The sequence below is a fragment of the Novosphingobium sp. FG137 genome (genome assembly GCF_057809735.1).
Window position 1 is genome coordinate 32,003 of the sequence record NZ_JBMDKN010000010.1, and the last position, 19,035, is coordinate 51,037.

At 63.6% G+C, this 19,035-nt stretch carries 15 protein-coding genes; 3 read left to right on the forward strand and 12 right to left on the reverse strand.

Going from position 1 to position 19,035, the window contains the following annotated elements; all coding sequences use genetic code 11:
- Nucleotides 1-151 precede the first annotated feature (151 nt).
- From ACODS2_RS21370 to ACODS2_RS21420, 11 genes are all read right to left on the reverse strand, one after another.
- Nucleotides 152-781: a hypothetical protein gene (locus ACODS2_RS21370; RefSeq protein ID WP_489000550.1), complete on the reverse strand. Its 630-nt coding sequence runs from the start codon at nucleotides 779-781 to the stop codon at nucleotides 152-154.
- 226 nt (nucleotides 782-1,007) lie between these two features.
- Nucleotides 1,008-1,955: a DUF2493 domain-containing protein gene (locus ACODS2_RS21375; RefSeq protein WP_489000551.1), complete on the reverse strand. Its 948-nt coding sequence runs from the start codon at nucleotides 1,953-1,955 to the stop codon at nucleotides 1,008-1,010.
- 243 nt (nucleotides 1,956-2,198) lie between these two features.
- The gene (locus ACODS2_RS21380; protein WP_489000552.1) at nucleotides 2,199-2,645 is read right to left on the reverse strand and encodes a hypothetical protein; all 447 of its coding nucleotides are present in this window, start codon (nucleotides 2,643-2,645) and stop codon (nucleotides 2,199-2,201) included.
- A gap of 26 nt (nucleotides 2,646-2,671) precedes the next feature.
- Nucleotides 2,672-3,595 (reverse strand): hypothetical protein, encoded by a 924-nt coding sequence (locus ACODS2_RS21385; protein WP_489000553.1) that lies wholly within the window; start codon nucleotides 3,593-3,595, stop codon nucleotides 2,672-2,674.
- On the reverse strand, nucleotides 3,588-4,199 hold the full coding sequence (locus tag ACODS2_RS21390; RefSeq protein WP_489000554.1) for a DUF6927 domain-containing protein: 612 nt from the start codon (nucleotides 4,197-4,199) through the stop codon (nucleotides 3,588-3,590). The genes ACODS2_RS21385 and ACODS2_RS21390 overlap by 8 nt, the downstream gene beginning before the upstream one ends.
- Before the next feature lie 25 nt (nucleotides 4,200-4,224).
- Nucleotides 4,225-4,860, reverse strand: a complete 636-nt coding sequence (locus ACODS2_RS21395) for a hypothetical protein (RefSeq protein ID WP_489000555.1) — start codon at nucleotides 4,858-4,860, stop codon at nucleotides 4,225-4,227.
- Between the two features lie 131 nt (nucleotides 4,861-4,991).
- Complete coding sequence (locus tag ACODS2_RS21400; RefSeq protein WP_489000556.1) at nucleotides 4,992-5,915, reverse strand: ArdC family protein; 924 nt, start codon at nucleotides 5,913-5,915, stop codon at nucleotides 4,992-4,994.
- 138 nt (nucleotides 5,916-6,053) lie between these two features.
- Entirely contained in the window at nucleotides 6,054-8,117 is a 2,064-nt protein-coding gene (locus ACODS2_RS21405; protein WP_489000557.1) for a ParB/RepB/Spo0J family partition protein, read from the reverse strand.
- 123 nt (nucleotides 8,118-8,240) lie between these two features.
- Nucleotides 8,241-12,458: a strawberry notch-like NTP hydrolase domain-containing protein gene (locus ACODS2_RS21410; protein WP_489000558.1), complete on the reverse strand. Its 4,218-nt coding sequence runs from the start codon at nucleotides 12,456-12,458 to the stop codon at nucleotides 8,241-8,243.
- A gap of 69 nt (nucleotides 12,459-12,527) precedes the next feature.
- Entirely contained in the window at nucleotides 12,528-13,427 is a 900-nt protein-coding gene (locus tag ACODS2_RS21415; protein ID WP_489000559.1) for a DUF7146 domain-containing protein, read from the reverse strand.
- 80 nt (nucleotides 13,428-13,507) lie between these two features.
- Entirely contained in the window at nucleotides 13,508-13,828 is a 321-nt protein-coding gene (locus tag ACODS2_RS21420; protein WP_021243468.1) for a single-stranded DNA-binding protein, read from the reverse strand.
- Nucleotides 13,829-14,551: 723 nt separating this feature from the next.
- Here ACODS2_RS21420 and ACODS2_RS21425 point away from each other — a divergent pair.
- The 3 genes from ACODS2_RS21425 (at nucleotide 14,552) to ACODS2_RS21435 (ending at nucleotide 18,101) form a co-directional block, all read left to right on the forward strand.
- Nucleotides 14,552-15,646 carry a replication initiation protein gene (locus ACODS2_RS21425; protein WP_489000596.1) on the forward strand — a complete coding sequence of 365 codons (1,095 nt, stop codon included), beginning with the start codon at nucleotides 14,552-14,554 and terminating at the stop codon, nucleotides 15,644-15,646.
- A gap of 189 nt (nucleotides 15,647-15,835) precedes the next feature.
- Complete coding sequence (locus ACODS2_RS21430) at nucleotides 15,836-17,038, forward strand: AAA family ATPase (protein ID WP_149523971.1); 1,203 nt, start codon at nucleotides 15,836-15,838, stop codon at nucleotides 17,036-17,038.
- A gap of 46 nt (nucleotides 17,039-17,084) precedes the next feature.
- Nucleotides 17,085-18,101 carry a ParB/RepB/Spo0J family partition protein gene (locus ACODS2_RS21435; RefSeq protein WP_489000560.1) on the forward strand — a complete coding sequence of 339 codons (1,017 nt, stop codon included), beginning with the start codon at nucleotides 17,085-17,087 and terminating at the stop codon, nucleotides 18,099-18,101.
- Between the two features lie 7 nt (nucleotides 18,102-18,108).
- Here the strand turns inward: ACODS2_RS21435 and ACODS2_RS21440 are convergent, their stop codons facing one another.
- Nucleotides 18,109-18,987, reverse strand: coding sequence for a hypothetical protein (locus ACODS2_RS21440; protein WP_489000561.1), 879 nt, complete (start codon nucleotides 18,985-18,987; stop codon nucleotides 18,109-18,111).
- Nucleotides 18,988-19,035: the final 48 nt, after the last annotated feature.

Here is a 19,035-nt window from a genome sequence, read left to right on the forward strand (position 1 = left end):
TGTCGTCCGCAGCGAAGCGACGGCAACGCTCACGGCAACAGACATAATGGCCGTCCGACGCACGGTACGCCGCAGGCCCGCCCATCCCCGGCTTCATGGGATTGGCGAGCGCCTTTTCGAACCGCCCAAAGGATGATGCGGTGGTGCGCCGTCACGCGATCTGCACGCTGATCACGGCAAGGAGACGGTCGACGCAGTGAGATGCGTCGGCCACATCGAAAGGTGACGCTCCGGCCCGGAACAAAGCGTCGATCTGGTGGCGGCGATAGGCCGGCGAAAGGATCGCTACGAGTGCCGGCAATTCCGGAGGCAGGTCGGACAGGCCCGCCTCCATCGCAAGCGCAAGGGCCTTTTCGAGGTCATGCCGAATATGGACGCGGTTCCAGTCGTCGGCATAGCCGCCCTTCATCAGAAAGGCTTTGAGGCCGAGTTCGATCGCGATCGCCAGCGAATGTGCGGCACTCGCGGGGGCGAACTCCACGCTACCCGCCGCACCGCGGGCAAATTCCACAGCATTCGCCATGAAAGTGGCGACCAGCGCCGGATCCGCGATCCCGGCGAAACGTCGCGCGGCATCATCGAGCGTTGCGGCAGGAAGCCCGATCAGCCAGCGCGGCCCTGCGATATTGCGCAGATGGCGCAAATGCGCAGAACCCGGTTCATCGGCGTCGGTGCCGGCCGACCAGCGTAGCAGCAGCGCGGCCTTCCAGCAGCGCCCGTGACGCTGCCGGAACGCCAGCAGAGCGCGCAGTTCCTCATCATGCAAATCGCGCATCATCATCTCTCTCTCTAGTTCGTGGTAAGGCGACCGCCGGCGAGCGCAGGCAACGCGGGTGGCTGGTGGACTCTGAACCGCGTCCCGGCCGCCAAAACGGCCGACGGGCTCCGGTGCTGCTCAGCGACACCAAAAACGGCCTTTGGCGCCCCCCCTCTCGCCTGCGGGAATTTCCAGGGGACGACGGTGAGCGGAGCAAAAAGGGCCGCCGGAAAACCGGCGGCCCGCGGCTTCAGCCCGCAGCGCGACGGGCAGCTGAAGGAGGGCTTCCCAATGGGCCGCGGCGATCAACGACACGCAGTCCCCGAGCCTTGGCTTCGATGACAAGCCGCTCCGTCACGCCGTTGCCCTGGAAGGCGATCACGAACCGCGGCTTGAGCGAGAGCATCTGCTCGTTGCGACGGAAGCCCGCGCGATCTCCGAGTTTGCGATCGAGACCGAACCGCACCTGCTGGATGCCATTCTGCTCGGCCCAGGACGCTGCAAGCCGCTCGATACCCTTCATATCGCCGCCGTGTACGAGATACATGTCGCCGACATGGGCGCGAACCTTGTTGAGGGTGGCCAACAGGTTATCGGCGAACGTCTTCATATCGTCGTCGTTGGCGAAGGTGAGGCGGCCACCGGCGAACACCACCGGCGTACCCTGCGCGGTGTTGGCGTTCAGAGCCCGCTCGCGGCGCGCCCGCAGGAAGGCATGGCCATCGACGATCCCGGCGGTGACGCCGAGCGAGATGCGGTTGCCGGACGACGGCACCCACGATCTCCCGGTCTCCCGGATATAGTGCGCGGCGGCGACATCGCGCATGATCTCGAAGGCACCGGCGGATTCCTCGACCTTCTTGGCGAGATCGATCTTTTCCTCCAGATTGGCCGTGCTGATTTCGGAGCCGTCCTGTTCGGCGAGGAGAAGGCGGATGTCGTCGGTCAACCGATCGACCAGCCCGTGTTTCTTGGCGGCGGCGCGGTGGAAGAGGTTCACCAGGCCCCAGCCCAGGTCTTCGATGTCGCGCTCCAGCGCGGTGTTTCCCATCGTCGTGAAGAGATCGCTCCAGATTGCGGTGACGGTCTGCTCCAGCGCCTCGGTTGGTGGCGGCACCATGCCACTGATGTCTTCAGCGCGGGGTTCGAGGTGCCCTAGCTCCAGTGCCGCGAGGGCGGCTGCAAGCGATGTGGACATGATAGCGAGCCTTTCTGTCTGTGCCGGCGGCCTCTCCGCCGGATGCGCATCCTCCGGGCGCTCGCAAAAGAGGGGCTGGCACCGAGGCACAGCCGAGGGAAACTCGCGAACAAGTGGTGGTGCGGGCAGCCGTGGCACACGGCAACTCGGCCCGCCGTTCGCGGGTTGCCAGCGCCTCGCGGGCGCCCATATGCGGCATCCTCTGGCGGGGAGGTGTCGACACAGACCGGTTTCGCTTTGCCCTCAGCTTCTGCCGTCGATTCGGAACGGGGGTATCTCCAATTCCGCCGCTGCGAGATGCGACAGCACCGCCGCGTAGCTGCCGAGACCGCGCACCGTTTCCGCCGAGATCAGGATCTCGTCATCGTCCGAGGCGCTGAAACGCCGAACGGTCGTGCCGTCAAAGACCACCCGCTCCGGGCCGAACGCCCCAGGAGCGCCGCCAGCCCAGCGCACGAAGACAAGGGCATGATCGACACAGAAAGTCTCGATCGACTCGAACCGGCCCCAGGCAACCTCATGGTCGGCCAGGTACAGGGGAACGCTCGTATCGAGATCGTCCGGATCGAACGCGGTGCCCTCCCAATCCGTGAAGGCGCCGTCACTCGCGACGGCAGCGCAGAAGCCGGGAAGGAGGTCAGCGGACAGCGATCCGCCGATGCGGATCGCGACAGAAGCGCGATCGGCCATGAGAGTCTCCGTAGCTGGTGAGGGGGTCAGCCTGCGGACTGACCCCGGTGAAACGCGTCGAGCCAGCGCGCCATCGACATGCGCTGGTCGACGGGTTTGCGCGCTTGCGCCGCCTGGAACGCGACCAGCGCGAGCGGTGCATCCGCAACGATCCGGTCAACCTCGCTCGCCGAGAGAAGGCCGTGCTGACGGATATACGCGGTGATATTGCCCGGTCTCGGCGTCGCCCCGCCGCGCCCGACAACGGGCTTGCGCCAAAGGCCCTCGATCGTGCGCAAGCGCGGTTTTGCGCGGGCCTCCATCAGAACGATGGTGCGAAGCTCATCCTTGGAGAGCGCCTCCACCTCGTGCGGCCGCATTGCGGGACAGAAGAAACATGAGGATTTGGGCGGTACAGGGAGGCCCGCGCGCTCAATACGCGCAGCGCAATCCGCTCTGGTCCAGCCCAGTTCGCGAAGGGGATACCGATAGTCATAGCGAGGGTCGGCATATCCCTCGGCATGCGCATAGCGTCGCTGATCGGCACTGGAACAGTCATAGCCGATCAGTTTGACGACACGTCCGCCCTCTCCCCAGCACCGTATCGCGGGCGCCCATTGCGCCGTCCATTTGTCCTGCGGCGCCACCTTCCATTTGAGCGAGCACGACCCCCGCCCAAATGCCTTGGACGGCAGGGTAGCGTTGGTCAGCATGTTGGTGCCCAAGCTATCATAGGGCGGCCAATGCTTGAAATTTCGCGGTTCGTAGCGGACTATCTCGGACGCGACATCGTGACGGTCCATCCAACGACGAAAGACCGGAATGAACGCATAGGTATCGGTCTTTTCGGATCCGGTATCGGCGAACAACACCATATCGATCGGCTCGCCTCGTTCGACGAGCTCGATGATCATGGCGGTGGAATCGACGCCCGCGCCCCAGGCCGCGATCACTGGCGCGCGCTCAACCATCGGCCGAGTCCTTCGGGACGATGGTCGGGTTGATAAGTCGGTACGCGCGCGTCTTGAACTTTGCGATCCGGCACACGGCGCCTGTTATGGGATCGCGAAAGAGCGGTGCCTTGCCCTTCGGATTGGCAATGACCGTGAAGCGGTCGCGATCTTCGCCGTCATTGAAACGAAGGGGCTCGTCGAAGACGATGGTCTGTCCCGGCTTCGGGGCCGGCTTCGCGCGTTCGAGCTTGCGGCGAACCAGATTGGCACGACAGCGTGCGCGCCATTCGGAAGCGTAGATGCTGTCGGTCTCGGTCAATTCATCGAGAATTGCAGCGGGGCAGTCGCTTTCGCACGGTCCCATCGTTTCCGTCATATCTTTGTAGCCGAACGTGCAGCCGTCGCGCGCGCCGGTGCTTTGCCTGGTCAGGCACACGACGGCGAAGACGGCCCGAGCGCCGGACGCCTCGATCCGTTCGCAGGCCGCGTAATAGGTCGAACCGACCATCGAAGACGCGAGAACCGTGAGACGATGATCCGCGTGCGCATAGGTGAACTGGTTGTCGAGATAGGAGCGCGCAGTGGCGTAGCCACCCATGTCGCGCATGAAGAGCCAACCCATGAGGGATCTCCTGCAATTGCGGGGTTCAGGCGGCGGCCGCGAGGCGCACAGCGCCGATATCCACGGGCGTGCCGGCAAGCCGGCGCTGGAGCGCGGCCACGTCGAGCAACTCGGAGATCGGCCCGCGGTGAGGCTTGCCAACCTCCTGCCCGTCGCGACAGCGGCTGATAGATACCTCGCTGTCCGGGAGGAAGCCGCGCGGGACCACGCGAACGGCGAGATCCGCGTGGCGCAACTCCGTCGTGCCGTCTTCGTGATCGGCACCCATGACGGTGTTGATACGAGCCTCGTCCGCGTCGAGGCCGATGGCCGTGGCGAGACGTGCAAGCGCGCGACGCGCCTGATAGTGGAAGGTACGTTTGGCGTGGTCGTTTCCGCCGACGCTCTTCCCGGCGATGTCGAGCAGCGCTGGCGCGGCGGCGACCGCCCGGCGATCCGCTTCGCAACGGAGGCGAAGGACGTTCACGCTGGGCGTATCGCGTTCGGCAACGTCTGCCAGATGGCGGATGAGAAGAAGGATTGCCGCGTCGCTGGCAACAGGCTTGCCGGCACGCTGACAGTCGTCGACGGCGGCGTTGAGGGCGTGGAGCGCCGCCGGCAGATGGTCCAGACCGGCGGGGGAAAGGGCTTGATTGTGGCGGTAGAGCGTATCGTAGAGCATGGGAGCCTCCTTCTGAGCGCTCTGGCGCGCTCAAAAAGCCGAAGGCTCCCTCCCCTCCCCTGTCCTTACGCGGCTGAACGCTGCGGCGAACCAGCGGTAGCCGCCGGGGCCTGGGCGGACGATCGCCGCGATCATGCTGCTTCACGGATCTGTTCCTGGGCGACGTCCGACGTGGCGAGGCCAGTTGCGCGGAGCAGAAAGGCGGCGGCCGCTTCGGCTTTTGCCGCAGCCGTCATGATGGCGCGGGGATCCTTGCGCAGCACCGCGAGCCACGAGCCGATATACGCTGCATGATCGTCGATATGGGCGGTCGGGAGGCCAAGATCCGCGCCAAGCAGGGCGGATGTCATCTCGGCGCAAAGCTCTTCGAAAGCATAGGCGTTGTCGCCGAATTTCCTGCCGAATTCTCGGTTGAGCCGGTCAGGATGGCCGGTCCAATGCCCTGCCTCATGCGCTAACGTCGAAGCGAAATAGGCACGGGTGGAAAACAACGCGACGGGCGGCATCGTGATGCTGTCGGCAACACGGTCGTAGAAGGCCCGATCGCCGCACTGGTGAACCCTCGCCGGAAGGGCATCGAGGAAGCGCTCTGCGCGAGCCGGCAGCTCGTCGTCGGGGGCGACCACGCTGAGGGGGCATGGATAAAACTTCTCCGGCAGCCCCTCGATCTGATCAGCATTGAAGACGGCGTAGGATCGCAGCACGCGTCGCATTTCGTCCGTGGAGTCGCCGGTGACGGGCGACTCCACCGTCTTGCTGTAGGATTTGTAGAAGATGGCGATTTGCGACCGCTCGCCTTCGCGGACCTGGCCGCCCAGCGCCTGCGCCTGCTTATAGGTCATCCAGGTGCGAGAATGGTAGCCGGCGCCTTCGGCGCAGAGCCACAGCCAGAAGCAATTGATGCCCTTATACGGGTCGCCGGTCGCGCGAAGGGGACGGCCGCCAAGGCCAGGTCGCCATGGTTTCACCCAAGGGCGTACGCCCGCTTCGAGTTTGTCGATGATCGCGTTGGTGATGGTGTCGGCAGGCGACGGTTTATCGGTGGTCTTTGCCACGGTCATTCTCCTGATCTGGTAGAGGCGATCCCGGACCAGCACCCTCCCCTCAGAGAGCCTGCCGCCGGGGCACAAAAGGAGGGGCGACACTCCGCGAAGAGTGCCGCCCCCAGTCGCCTCGAACCGTGCAAACGGGCGTCAGGCCGCCTCGCTCAAATCCTCCTGATCGTCGTGCGGCGCGTCCTCCAGATCCGACTCATCATCGACATCATCACCATCATCGCCGGGATCGACATCATCGGCCTCGTCGATAAACGTCGAGCGCAGCGCGATGGTCTCGGGCTGCTCGATGGCGTCGAAGCGCATGGCATCAGGCAGCCAGGCCGTCGCCTTTTCGCGGATTTCGGCCTCGACGATCCCCTGCCCGTTGCAGAGCGAGGCGCAGGTTGCGGCAAGGTCGCCCTTCTTGGCGTCCTTGTAGCGCCCGCGCAGGATCGGCCCGCCAATGTCCTCGAGCGCGGCGAGCATGACCTCCTTTTTGACGCGGCCGAAGAAGTTCTCGGCCGTGGGGCGCCACCAATGCTCGACCTGAATGTCGAGCGCGCGACCAAGATGGTCATGGAACCCGTTGGACCGTCCGCCCTCGGCAATGTTCAGGCTCGGTTCCAGCGTACGGGCGATCGAGAAGGCCACCCAACTGCCGCGGGCCTCGTCGTCGAGCGCACGAAAGGCTTCGAAACGCTCGGTCATGGTCTTGTGACCGGCCCAGCTCGTATCGAGACGCTGGCGCTGATCCTCGATGGTCTGCGACGCCATCGACCCCTCGTCGCGGAAGCCGAAGATAGGGAATTGCGCGCCGCCGGACTTGAGCGTCGAGTGGGTGCGGACGTAGTTCTGCTCGAAGACGACATTCTGCGCCATCAGGAAGATGGTGAGGTCCAGCGCCATCGCCGGATCGCTGGCGATATGGGCGACGAGGATCTGCCGGCGCTGGGTCGCCAGTTCGTCAATCAGCGTAGCGCTGAGCTTGGGTCCGTGATCGATGTCGTCGGCGCCGTCTTCACCATTGGCACCGCCCGTCGCCTTGGGCGGAGCATTCGGATCGACAACGGGCTTCTCACTGAACATGCGGGTGTGAACGCGGGCTTCGCCATCGCCACCGATATAGACGAACGTCCCGATCTGCGCCCGGACCGCCGGATCGATCTCGCGACGGGAATCCTCGATGCCCTCAAGCTCCCGTTCGATCTCGTCGAGGCGATCGTTCGCCGCTTCAGCTTCCGGCGTCCCGTCGGTCAGTTCACACTCAAGCCGCTCGACGAGTTGGTCATTTTCGGCCGAAAGCGCTTCGACACGCGCGCTTTCCTCCTCGCTGAGCGGCCGCGCGGCCGCGTGAAATTCATGAAGCTGACGCTCGAGATCATAGGGAACGTGAGTGGCCGCGATGGGCGTCACGAACGCGAGGCCCTCGGCCTGCGCGAGTTCAGCAGCGGCCGTCTCCAGCTTTTTGCCGGCGAGATCTTCGAGAAGATCGACGTCGATCCAGTTCTCGTCCCCCTCGGCGGCAAAGAGATCACCCTCGATGCGGCCGCCTGCCGCGACATAGGCATCGCGACCGATGAACCGCGCCTTGGCATCGTTCGCCTTGATCGTGCCGTTGAGGATCGCACGCCGGATGTTGTCGGGCTGATCGCCGTAATAGGAGGTGCTCATCTGTGCGAAGACGCGCGCCTGACGATCGATGTCGCTCGTCACGGCATAGGCCTGGGCGACACCCAGGGTGATTTCACCGGCGGCGAGCGCCTGGAACACGCTCGGCGCGAGCTCGGCAAGCCGCACCCGCTGCTCGACGAAGCGGGTGGTGACGCCCTGTCGCTTGGCCACGTCCTCGGCGGTCATCCCCTTCTGGATGAGGAAGTTGAACGCGGTGCTTTCATCCGCCGGGTTCATCGGAACGCGCTGGAAGTTCTCGGTGAGGCTGGCCTCAACCGAGTTGTCGTCGTCGGTAAGGACGAGGACAGGCACGACATGGTCGGCGGGCAACGTGCCCTGTTCGATCAGGCTCTGGAGTGCGCGCAGCCGGCGCCCGCCCGCCTTGACGGTGAAATGGCCCGCCTTCTTGAGCGGGGTAACGATGAGGTTCTGCAACAAGCCTTGCGTTGCGATGCTGGCGGCGAGGGCGTCGATACCGGCCTCACGGCTGGATTTGCGGACATTGTCCTTGGACAGCGAGAGGTTCTTGACCTTCACGGACTGGATCATCGGTCGTCTCCATCTGGAACTGGCGCGCCGCCTCGACGGTCACGCGAGCCTGCTCATCAGGCCCACAAAGCCGAAGGCTCCCTCCCCTCTCCTGCGCTGAGCGCGGAGAGAGGACCTGGATCGTCAGGCGGTGATGCGCTCGATGACGGCAGCGGCATGCGCGACGGGGACGAACATCCGCGTTCTGTGCTGGATGATGTCGGTGAAACAGCCCGCCGCCTTGAGTTCGGCAAGCCGCGTGTGCGGCCAATCGAGCAGTTCGAGGCGCTGCTGGCCAGCGACCAGGCTGCGCTTGAGCCGGTAGGCTCCGACGGATGATATCTCGCCGGTCGTCATCACATGCTTTGCGGTATCGTCGCCCGACACGGTGATGGCGGCATTGATCCCGAAGGCGTCCGCGAGCTTCGACACCAGCGGTGCAGGGACGATCCGACCGAGGAAGGACTGGCCGTCATCGGTGTTCAGCCGCCAGACCTGAACATGATCGTCGGGCAGACGATCCCAGACCGGCAGGAGCAGGCCCGCGACCAAATAGAGCGTGCTGGTGCGGGTCTTGTCCCGCATCTCCTCTACCTCGGCCTGCCACAGCGCCGAAAATTCCTCCTCGCTGGTCTCTTCCCACATCGTTTCGAGCAGCAAATCTTGCCGCATACGCTCGGAACGGGTCGGCCGAACCAGCTCGTAGCGGCGAACGATCTCGCCATCGTCGTCGGTGAGCGAATAGGTGCTGCACCGGATCGCGGCCCTGCCGGACTTGCGATTGACGATCGGGCGCGCGTCATCGCCCAGGATCCGCAACGCGCGGTCCAGCGGGACCGGCTTGTAGCGCTCCTCCGTTTCGAGGCGCAGGATCTCGGTTTCCGCGCCGCTCGTCTCGTCGCGCCGGATCACCGTGCGATCGAGGATCGTGATGCGTTCGGCATTGATGCTCTCGACACCAAGATCGAGCGTGCCGGCTTCGCGCGCCGCCTCGATCCGGGCCTCGATCAGACCGAGATATTCATCGAAGATCGCATTCTGCAGCGTGATGCGCAGCGCGAGAATGCGATTGAGCCAGCGCTGAATGGGCGGCAGTTCCTCCTTCAGCCCGCCGCCTTCGCCCTCCAGCTCAAGTCCGGTGAGGGTCTGAAATTCGTCGAGCGTGGTCGAGCGTAGCTTGCCGTCGGCCAAAAGGCGGAACCATGTTTCGAGGGATTCCTTGGCATAGTCGCTTTCAAGATTGTCCCGCGGGTCGAACAGACCCTGGCCACCCGTCTGGCGCTGGCCCCGTGTCAGGGCGCCAAGGCTGTCGAGGCGGCGGGCGATCGTCGAGATGAAGCGCCGCTCGCCGCGGCAGTCGGTCGATACCGGACGGAACAGCGGCGCGGTTGCCTGATGCGTGCGGTGGGTGCGGCCGAGCCCCTGGATGGCCGCGTCAGCGCGCCAACCGGGCTCGAGCAGATAATGGTTGCGGCGCGACTGGTTCTCGGCGGTGAGGCTGGCGTGATAGCTGCGCCCAGTGCCGCCTGCATCCGAGAAGATCAGGATCTTCTTCTCGTTCCGCATGAAGGCGTCGGTCTCGGCAAGGTTTGTTCGCGGCGAACGGCTCTCGATACGCTGGCGACCGTGCGCGTCGACGACGATACGCCGACTGCGTCCCGTAACCTCGGCGACCGCGTCGCTTCCGAAATGCCCGATGATATGATCAAGGGCGGACCCCACGATCGGCAGGGAGCAGAACCGCTCGACGAGATTGTCGCGCATCTCGATCGCTTCCTGGCTGAAGATGGGACGGCCCTCCTCGTCGGACATCGGCTCGGAGCGGGTCTTGCCGGTGTCATCGACGAAGGTCTTCATCTGTCGGACGGGAAAGGCCGCCGTGAGATAGGACATGACGAACTCTTTGGGTGAAAGCTCGATGTCCAGATTCGCACGATCCTCGGCATTCAGCGCGGCAAGTGCCCGGTTGAGCATCGCCTCGGACGTCGAGACCAGCTGGATCACGACGCTCTCGCCCCGGGCCAGATCGGCACGGATCGCCGGGATCAGCGACGGCAGCTTCATGCCGATCAGGATCTGGCCGAAGAAACGCTGCTTGGTGGATTCGAAGATCGACAGTGCAGCGGCCTTGGCGCCGCTGTTGTAGGTGTCGTTGGAAAAGCTGTCCGTCACCCGGGTGGCATCGAGCGCGGTGCGCAAATTGGCGTGGATAATCGCCCACGCGTCGGCATAGGCATCATAGACCTCGACCTGGTCGGGCGTAAGGCGATGTTCGAGGATGTCATATTCGACGCCGGCGAAACTGAGCGCCCTGGCGACATAGAGGCCCTGCATCTTCAGGTCGCGGGCGATCAATTCCATTGCCGCGATCCCGCCACGACGCAAACTGTCGACGAAGGCTCGGCGATCGGCGAAGGCGGTGGTCGGACCCCACAGGCCAAGCCGGGTGGCATAAGCAAGATTGTTGACATCCGACGCGCCGGTTGCGGACACGTAAAGGACGCGGGCGCGAGGCAGCAGATTTTGCAGGCGCACGCCGGCGATGCCTTGATCGGAGCCGTCCTTGGTGCCGAAACGGCCTTCGCCGCCGGCGACACCCGCCATTTCGTGCGCCTCGTCGAACACCATCATGCCGTCGAAATCGTCACCGACCCAGTCGAGAATCTGCTGAAGACGGGTGCCCTTGTCGCCGCGGTTGGAGCGCAGCGTCGCATAGGTGAGGAATAGCACGCCCTCGGCCGCGCCGATCGGCGTGCCGAGTTTCCACTGATTGAGATGCTGGATGTCGAGCGCGAGACCGCCGACCGCGGTCCAGTCGCGACGTGCATCCTCAAGCAGCGTCTCGGTCTTGGATATCCAGATATGCTTGCGACGCCCGCGCAGCCACTGGTCGAGGATGATGGCTGCAACCTGACGGCCCTTGCCGGCACCCGTGCCGTCGCCAAGGAAGAATCCGGTCCGGTAAGGTCGGCCGTCCTGGTCGGGCGCGAGCGACAATCCTTCCTCGGCCGCCTTGAACAGGCCAGAAATGTCTCGCTCGAAGGCGTCACCGGCATAGATCAGCGTTTCGAGCTGAGCGTCGGACAGCACCCGGTCTGCGACGACGCGGGTCGGCAGCTTTGGAACGTAAGAGGGCCGCGGCGCCGTAATCGAGCCCATGGCGATCGATTCCACGAGAGCGGTCGGATGCGCGGATGCACAGGGAATGGCGATGCGGCTCGGCCGGTACGGCAAGTAGACACCGACCGCCTCGCCGGTTGGTACGGGTTCGGCAAAGACATCGTAACTGATATCGAGCGCGCCGAGAGACGGGGCGGCCTTAGCGATCGGAGCCGAAAGCCGGGGCCTGCTCGAAAGACCGCCGAGCAGGGATCCGCGCGCACGGGTTGGTGCAAGGCGCACTGGCGAGCATCGCGGGGTTGCCGTAAGGCTGGTGGCCGATGTGCTGATCGTCGCGAGCACCTCGGCGAGCGAGCTGCACCGGATGAGGGCGACGTCGTCCCGCGAGCCTTTTTCCAGAACGATCAGCTTCACGATCTGGCTGGTGCCATGTTTGGCATAGGCATTCGCGGGCAGTTCGACGTGGAGCGTGATCGCGCAACCCTCGGTCGCCTTCGCCCAGGCGCGGCTCGATGTGTCCACGCGATCGGGAAGGATAGCAGCGCAGCGCCCGCCGGCGCCAAGCCGCTTCAAAGCTGCGCGCAGATGACGGAACGCGGCAAGCGGATCCGCATGTCTGCCCATGCTGCGGGAAAAGGGCGGGTTGATGAGCACGGCGGTCGGGCGGATCGACAGCGGCAGCAGATCGTGGATGAGTTCGCCATCGTGGCGACTGACCGGTGCGGTGGGAAATGCTGCCTCGAGCATAGCGGAACGCCCGGGATCGATCTCATTGAGGACAAGCTTGGCGCCAACGCGAGCGGCGAATACCGCGAGGAGCCCGGTGCCGGCGGAGGGTTCCAGGACGGTATCCGCGGCGGTGATGCGAGCGGCGAGCGCGGCAAGATAGCCAATCGCGGCCGGTGTCGAAAATTGCTGGAGCGCGATCTGTTCTTCGCTGCGCACGGTGTGCGTCGGCAGGGATGCGGTGAGCGCGGTCAGGGCTGCAAGGCACTCAGCCGGCCCTTGCGGCAGGTCAAGCGTGGCAAGGTGCAAGACCTGGGCCAGCTCCAACACATCATAGGCGTTGCGGAGTGACCAATGCCCATCGGCTGCGGTTGAACCATAGGCGGTTTCCATCGTCCGGAGCAGGCCAGGCCGGCCCAGGCCATCGCCTTGGTGCAGCACGGCATAGATCGCCTTCGCCGCGATGATGGATGGTTCGGTGAAATCGAGTTCGAAAGCAGCGGCTGAGGTGCGCATTGTAGGCCTCCATTGCATCGTCCGGTGCCCATCACCGGATCAACAAGCCGGAGGCCTCCTCTCCTCTCTTCAGTGGAAGTGCGTATGGATCACGGTGCGAGGAACGGCGTTGCGGGCAAGCCGATCGCGCAGAGCATCGTTCCAATCATCATGCTCGGATGGGAGCCATTCCTCGACCCTTCGTCCGTTGGCGCTGAGGTGCTCCCCTGCCCTCTTCAGGCAGATCTTCGCCGCTTTATTCCGCTGGCCGAACACGATGACGCGCTTCACATGCGACGGTATGCCGACATGGGCGTAGCGCTCGGCACCAAGCACGGCCCAGACCGGCAATTGGAACCAGTCGATGGCGGACAAGGCATCTTCGATCCCCTCGGCGATGCCCAGAACGTCATCCGGCTCACCAAAGCGCACGCTGCCCGAGCCGAGTAGACCTAGCGCCAGCTTGGGTTTGCGGAAGGGGCGCCGCAAAATGTCTGTGGGATCGAGGAAGGTCCGGTGAACCGCGACCAGACCCAGCTCGTTTCTCACCGCGGCGATCATTGCGGGAAGGGAGCGCCGATCCTTCCCCTTCCCTATGATCGTCTCTGGGTTGAAGCGAAGGTCGGACGTTGGCGCGTAAAGGCCCCGGGCATGAAGATAGGCTTCAGCCGGTGTGCCGGCGATGGGGATACTGTGCTGCCACAATGACCTGGCCAAGCCGCTCAGATCGCGCGCCGGCGCGCGTGATTCGACGTGAACCGGCACCCGATCGTGCAAGCCCTGACGATCCAGAGCTTTGAGGATATCGGTCGATTTGCATCCCGCGAAACATTTGAAAAGGATCGCCTTGGTGCCCAGACGGACCGAAAGGCTTGGCGAGTGATCGTCATGGGCGGGGCAGCGGCACTCTCCGCGCGATCCTGACCAGCGTCCACCCAAGCTCTCGACGATTTGTTTGGCGCGGACTACTGCATCGATGGTGGCGGGCATGGGCGAAACTCCTATCGAAATCCAAGGTCGCTCCGCGCATGCCCCCTCTCCTCTTGCCTGTCGGCGCTGCCTCTTGCGATCTATGCCGCCTTTGCCGCGAGCACACCGAACTCTTCGACGATCCGGTCGGTCGTGTAGTGGGTGGTGCCGTCGCGCTCGTAGGAGGTGTCACGGAGCCGTCCGGCAATCCGCACGAGATCGCCAACCTGGGCCTTCTCATCGATATATTTGCGCTGGCCGTCGCTGAAAATGACAACTCGGTTCCAATAGCTATCCTCTATCCACTGATCGCCTTCTCCGCGGCGGCGATAGTTCGCGCATACCGAGATGTTGGTGACCTTGGGCTTGGCATCGATTTCACCGATCCGTCCGATGATCTCGAATTTGGCAAAATTGATCATGCGACCTCCTCACTGCGTCTGCCCAGCGGCGACGAGCGGCGATGCAGCTACGATCGGTTCGCCGAGGATCGGGACCGTGATGCTATCGTGGAACACCGGTGTGGAGGTATCCCTCCAGCTAGGGGGATCGGTTACGCTGTCTGACCGTAGAGGCTCAGCGAATCGCCTGCTTGGTCTTTTAGAATCATTTTAAAACAACGCCGCTGCTTGCAGCGGAAGGATTCATGATTCTAAGTGATTCAGATTCAGTGCCGAAAAGGTCTGCAATTTCAATGGTCTGTCGCGTTTGTCCTGACCGCGCGGGGGATTTTGCCTGACCCGGCGGGGGCGTCATCCTGACCGGTCGGGGGAAGATAGCTGACCTATTGGGGCTATCCTGACCGATTGGGGGCGATGGCATTTGGCGGTCCCGCGCTCTGGAATGGCGGCATTCTGTCGTGTTTATCGCGCGTGCGCGAGCCGAAAACGGGCAGAACCCGAATCGCATTGCGACTCGGCGGAATCTCACGGCTTTTGCGGAAGCGCTATACGATTTCAACCTGACCGGATGGGGGCGGGAAAGGGCGTTTCAGCCTGCCCTGACTTGACGAGCGAGGACAGGTCAGGCAGCAATTAGCCGAATCTGCCCAATATGCGCTCGGCTTATATGACATGGAACATTCGGAAAATCTAAGCGCCGATGCAGCGCAAGAGGCGCAAGCCGATTCGGCGCCGGGCCGTGCCATGCGCGTTGCAGCGGCCTTGCAGGCGAAGGGTGGCGAGGAATTCGCCAAACCCGGCAGCATCGTTGAGATCAAGTTCGTGAAAGGCCAATCGCTCAGCCTGACGGCGTCCCGGTTGCTTGCTTTGATGATCCTGACCGCAGGGGGCGATGCTTGGCAGGACCGGCCGCATCGTATGCGCAAGGCCGATATTCGCCGCGGTCATAAGGGTAACGAACGTATCTCCGACATGCTGGAGGAACTTCACCGCACCCTCTTCGCGATCGACGACCGATCCTGGCGCGGCAAGAAAGCTACGCTGCGCTTTTCCCTGATCTCGTCGTCCCGCGAAGAGGCTGAAGATACAGACGGTGCGGATGCGGGGTGGATTGAATGGGAGTTTACGCCTGATGCGCGCAAGCTCATTCAGGAGTCCGAGAGCTATGCCGTCCTTAATCGACAGGCGGTGCTCGGCTTTCGATCGAGCTATGCCCTCAAGCTTTATGAGATCGGATCGCTGCGGCTCCATCGTCGCCAGTCGACCTGGAAGGGCGATATGGCGGCGCTGCGCGCAGCGCTGGGCATATCGCCGGACGTGTATAAGGATTTCGCGCAGCTCCGCCGCAAGGTGCTCGAGAAGGCGAAGGCCGAGATCGATCAGCTGGCCCACTTCCGTGTGGAGTGGAAGGAGATACGACAGGGCCGGACGGTAACCGAGATCGAGTTTCGATTCGAGCCGAAGGATGCGCCGGCGCAGATCGCGACCGTCGATGAGATTGAGCGGCACTCGACGGGGCGCAAGGCGCGCCGGGAGGGCGCTGTCGAGACGGTCGCTGAAACGGTGGACGTGGGATCGGTCGTGAAGGCCGCCATCAGCGCACTGGTCGCGCCGGAGAAGAGTGCGGAGATAGTCTTTCCGCAAGGAACGATCCGGTTCAATGCGGAAGGGCTGGCGACCATCGCCCGGTCGCATGGCGGTGGCTGGGATATCGATCTCATCGCTGACGCCTATCGCCAACAGATGGGCGACCGTCTGGCGAAGCTCAAGGGCGCGAAGTTGACCAGTTCGTGGACGGGTTTTTGCGAGAGCTTCGTTGCCCGAAGGGGGCGTCCATAACCGAAATTGCACCGGTGCAATTTCGTCATGCCCCCACCGAGTCAGGATGGCCGCCTGATAGGGCGTTTGGCCACCGCTTTCGCCGCTATTGTCGTCCATAGCGGTGGCCCACTTTCGAAATAGCGCTTCTATTTGACGAAAAAGCGCAAGTAGCGCTACTATGCCCCTAGTTTCGCAAAGGGGCGCCCTGTGGCAGCATCACTAGACATCGACGACACCCATGACCTTCTCTCGGTGGCGACGCTTGCCCAGCGCACCTCCTCGGTGCTGGAACGCCTTCGCGACTCAGCGCGCAGCGCGCGGGCGGATGAACGCCGCGAGCCCACCTTCCCGATCGGAAAGGCCGCTGATCTGGTCGGGCGAACGCCTGCTGCGATCCGCGATGCGGAAAAGGATGGGCGTCTTCCACCGCCACCTCGAACCGAGAACAATCGCAGGGTTGGTTACACCCTTGCCCAACTCAACGATATGCGAGGCCTGTTCGGAACCCGGCCCTGGCGAGCGGCCGACGATCCATGCTGTGTCGTCGCCGTCCAGAACTTCAAGGGAGGCGTCGGCAAATCGACCTTGTCGGTCCACCTTGCCCAATATCTTGCGATCCAGGGCTACCGCGTTGCCCTTATCGACTGCGACAGTCAGGCCTCCGCGACGACGTTGTTCGGCTATGTGCCTGATCTCGACCTAAGCGAGGAGGACACCCTCTACCCGTTCCTTCGAGAGGAGGAGATGACGTCGCTCGATTATGCGCTGCGGAAAACGCATTTCGACGGTCTCGAACTGATCCCGGCAAACTTGCGGCTGTTCCAGTCGGAATATGAGATCGCGGCTCGGATGGCGCGAGGGCAGGGGGGGCTTATCGATCGCCTCTCCGAGGGTATCGCCAGCATCTCCGATCGCTTTGATGTCATCGTTCTCGATCCGCCCCCCGCCCTTGGCGCCATCTCATTGTCGGTGTTACGCGCCGCGAACGCACTCGTCGTGCCGGTGCCCCCAACCGTCATGGACTTTTCCTCGACCGCGGCGTTTCTGGCGATGCTTGATGAGACCATCGAGACGCTGGCCGAACGCGGTTTCGCGCCGACCCTCAGATTCCTGCGCTTCGTTGCGTCCAAGGTGGATGAGAATAAGTCGATGCAGAAGGAGCTGCTCAATCTGATGCGGACGCTGTTTGGTCAGGCGATGGTGCGCACCCCGCTGAAGGACTCGGCCGAAATCGACAATGCGACCGCCCGTTTGATGACGGTCTATGAGCTTGACGGTCCGGTGACGAGCAGTGCCGTCCGTAACCGCTGCCTTACCTATCTCGATGGGGTGAATGCCGAACTCGAGTTGGATATTCGGGCCATGTGGCCCAGTCATCTGAGCCGTTTGCGCAAGGAAGGTCTGGCGTGAAACGGGAAAATTGCACCGGTGCAATTCCGGGTGAAGGAACGGCTTCATGAGCAGAAAGAATGCGAGTTTCGCCGCAGAGCTGGCCGCTGGAATCAATCCGCCCGAAGACGGTGCGCCCGCGCCGCGCCGTCCTGGGTTGGGCGCCAATGTCCTGACCAATCGGGAGAATCGATTGGCGGAGCTGGCGGCGGGGACGGTCGTCAGCCGCACCCATGAATTGGTTGATCCCGCGCGTTGCCGGATGTGGGCTGGACATAACCGCGAATATGCCTTGCTCAACGAAGAGCGGTGCGCCGATCTTATCGAGAGCATGAAGGCGCAAGGGCGGCAGGAGATGCCCGCAATTGTCCGTCGTGTGCGGGGCGAACCCGATTATGATTTCGAGGTGATCTGCGGCGCGCGGCGCCATTGGTCGATCAGCTGGCTGCGCAGCCACAACTATCCCGACTTCCGCTTCCTCGTGGATATTCGCGAACTGTCGGACGAGGAAGCGTTCCGCATAGCGGACATTGAGAACAGGGCGCGCGAAGACCTCAGCGATCTCGAGCGCGCGCGTGATTATCTCCGCGCGCTGGAAGCCTATTATGAGGGTAGGCAGAAGGTCATGGCCGAGCGGATCAATGTCACCGAAAGCTGGTTAAGCCGCTATCTCGACCTCGCGCGTCTGCCGACCGAATTGATGATCGCCTTTCCCAATCCACAGGATTTGCGGATCAAGCACGTCACAACGATCAAGCCATTGCTGAAACCGGATGATCGTCGCCAGCGGGTATTTGCCGAAGCGGCGGCCTTGGGGGCGCGATCGGGAGGGGAGGGCGCTCCGGTCGCCGTGCCGGATATTGTTCGTGCGCTGGCGCTGGCGGCTGATCCCCCCAAGAAGTCAGGATCCCCCAAGAGGTCAGGATCGAGCGAAACCGTGGCGTCGCAGAACGGAAAGCCGTTGCTTCGGTTCGAAGGCAAGGATCGCAAGGGGGTTAGGATCACTTTGCTCCCGCATGCCGGCGGATCACGGGACGAAGCGGAGGCTGCTATCAAGACCCTGCTCGATACGCATTGGCGGTAGCGCTGCCTTACCCGAGTTTAGCCACCAGCTTGCGGGCCCCCTGTGGAGTAACGTCAAGAAGCCGCGCCACGGCAGACGGACGAAGCCCAGGATAGGCGAGCGCAAGCCGGGCAAGGAGTGGTGCCCGGCTTCGACGCGTTGCGGACACGGCCAATGCCTTTGACCCCTGGCGCTCGATCCAGTCGAGATCCTTCAGGCCGGATTGGCAGGCAACGAGCAGCGATCGTGTAATGACATTGGTCAACGCACCTACGTCAGGTGGCGGGAATTTCGGCAATAGAATGAGAGACGGCAGGATGCCCAGGGTAAGTCCGGCATGATGGAGCATGGCCGGGACATGGCTGGCCACCAACCAGGCGCGATCGCGCGCCGGCGGCTCGAGTGTGAGCGTCCGACCGTCGATCGCCGTCACGTCCACCGCAGACTGCTCGGCAACGACGACCGTCTTGAGCATGGCGGCCATCCGATCGGCGACGGAGAGCAGCGAGGGAGAAGGGTAGGGGGCTTGTGCTTCGATGCGAGCCTGCCGCCACGCGGGACCGAAATAGGCCAGGTCGCTGCCTGCCCAGACTTCGGCTTCGGATCGATCATCCAGGACAGTACGAAAGACGTTGAGCGTCGCACGCGCCAGCGGCCCGTTGTCGCCAACGCTGGCCTCGATCGCGAGATGAAACACCGCCGCCACAGAGACGGGATCGTTCAGCCCTTCAGAGGCGCGGGGAGGGGGTGTGCGTCCGCAGATCCAGTCCTGCAGATGCCGGACGTCGATGGGCACGCCGGCGAGACCGGCGAGTTGGGCTGCGCCCTGCAACCGCGCACGGGCCAGCCAGATATCAGCCCATGGGCTGTTCTGCAGTCGTCCATCTAGTCGGCCGAGCAGGAGCATTGCCAGCTCGCTGGAGGCACAGGAAGGGGAGGGGGAGGGCATCAACCC

Coding starts and splice junctions, on each gene's coding strand:
- ACODS2_RS21415 (WP_489000559.1), bottom strand. CDS start 13,427: ATGCCCGCCACCATCGATGCAGTAGTCCGCGCCAAACAAATCGTCGAG.
- ACODS2_RS21375 (WP_489000551.1), bottom strand. CDS start 1,955: ATGTCCACATCGCTTGCAGCCGCCCTCGCGGCACTGGAGCTAGGGCAC.
- ACODS2_RS21425 (WP_489000596.1), top strand. CDS start 14,552: ATGCGCGTTGCAGCGGCCTTGCAGGCGAAGGGTGGCGAGGAATTCGCC.
- ACODS2_RS21405 (WP_489000557.1), bottom strand. CDS start 8,117: ATGATCCAGTCCGTGAAGGTCAAGAACCTCTCGCTGTCCAAGGACAAT.
- ACODS2_RS21395 (WP_489000555.1), bottom strand. CDS start 4,860: ATGCTCTACGATACGCTCTACCGCCACAATCAAGCCCTTTCCCCCGCC.
- ACODS2_RS21440 (WP_489000561.1), bottom strand. CDS start 18,987: ATGCTCCTGCTCGGCCGACTAGATGGACGACTGCAGAACAGCCCATGG.
- ACODS2_RS21410 (WP_489000558.1), bottom strand. CDS start 12,458: ATGCGCACCTCAGCCGCTGCTTTCGAACTCGATTTCACCGAACCATCC.
- ACODS2_RS21420 (WP_021243468.1), bottom strand. CDS start 13,828: ATGATCAATTTTGCCAAATTCGAGATCATCGGACGGATCGGTGAAATC.
- ACODS2_RS21385 (WP_489000553.1), bottom strand. CDS start 3,595: ATGGTTGAGCGCGCGCCAGTGATCGCGGCCTGGGGCGCGGGCGTCGAT.
- ACODS2_RS21380 (WP_489000552.1), bottom strand. CDS start 2,645: ATGGCCGATCGCGCTTCTGTCGCGATCCGCATCGGCGGATCGCTGTCC.
- ACODS2_RS21370 (WP_489000550.1), bottom strand. CDS start 781: ATGATGATGCGCGATTTGCATGATGAGGAACTGCGCGCTCTGCTGGCG.
- ACODS2_RS21390 (WP_489000554.1), bottom strand. CDS start 4,199: ATGGGTTGGCTCTTCATGCGCGACATGGGTGGCTACGCCACTGCGCGC.
- ACODS2_RS21435 (WP_489000560.1), top strand. CDS start 17,085: ATGAGCAGAAAGAATGCGAGTTTCGCCGCAGAGCTGGCCGCTGGAATC.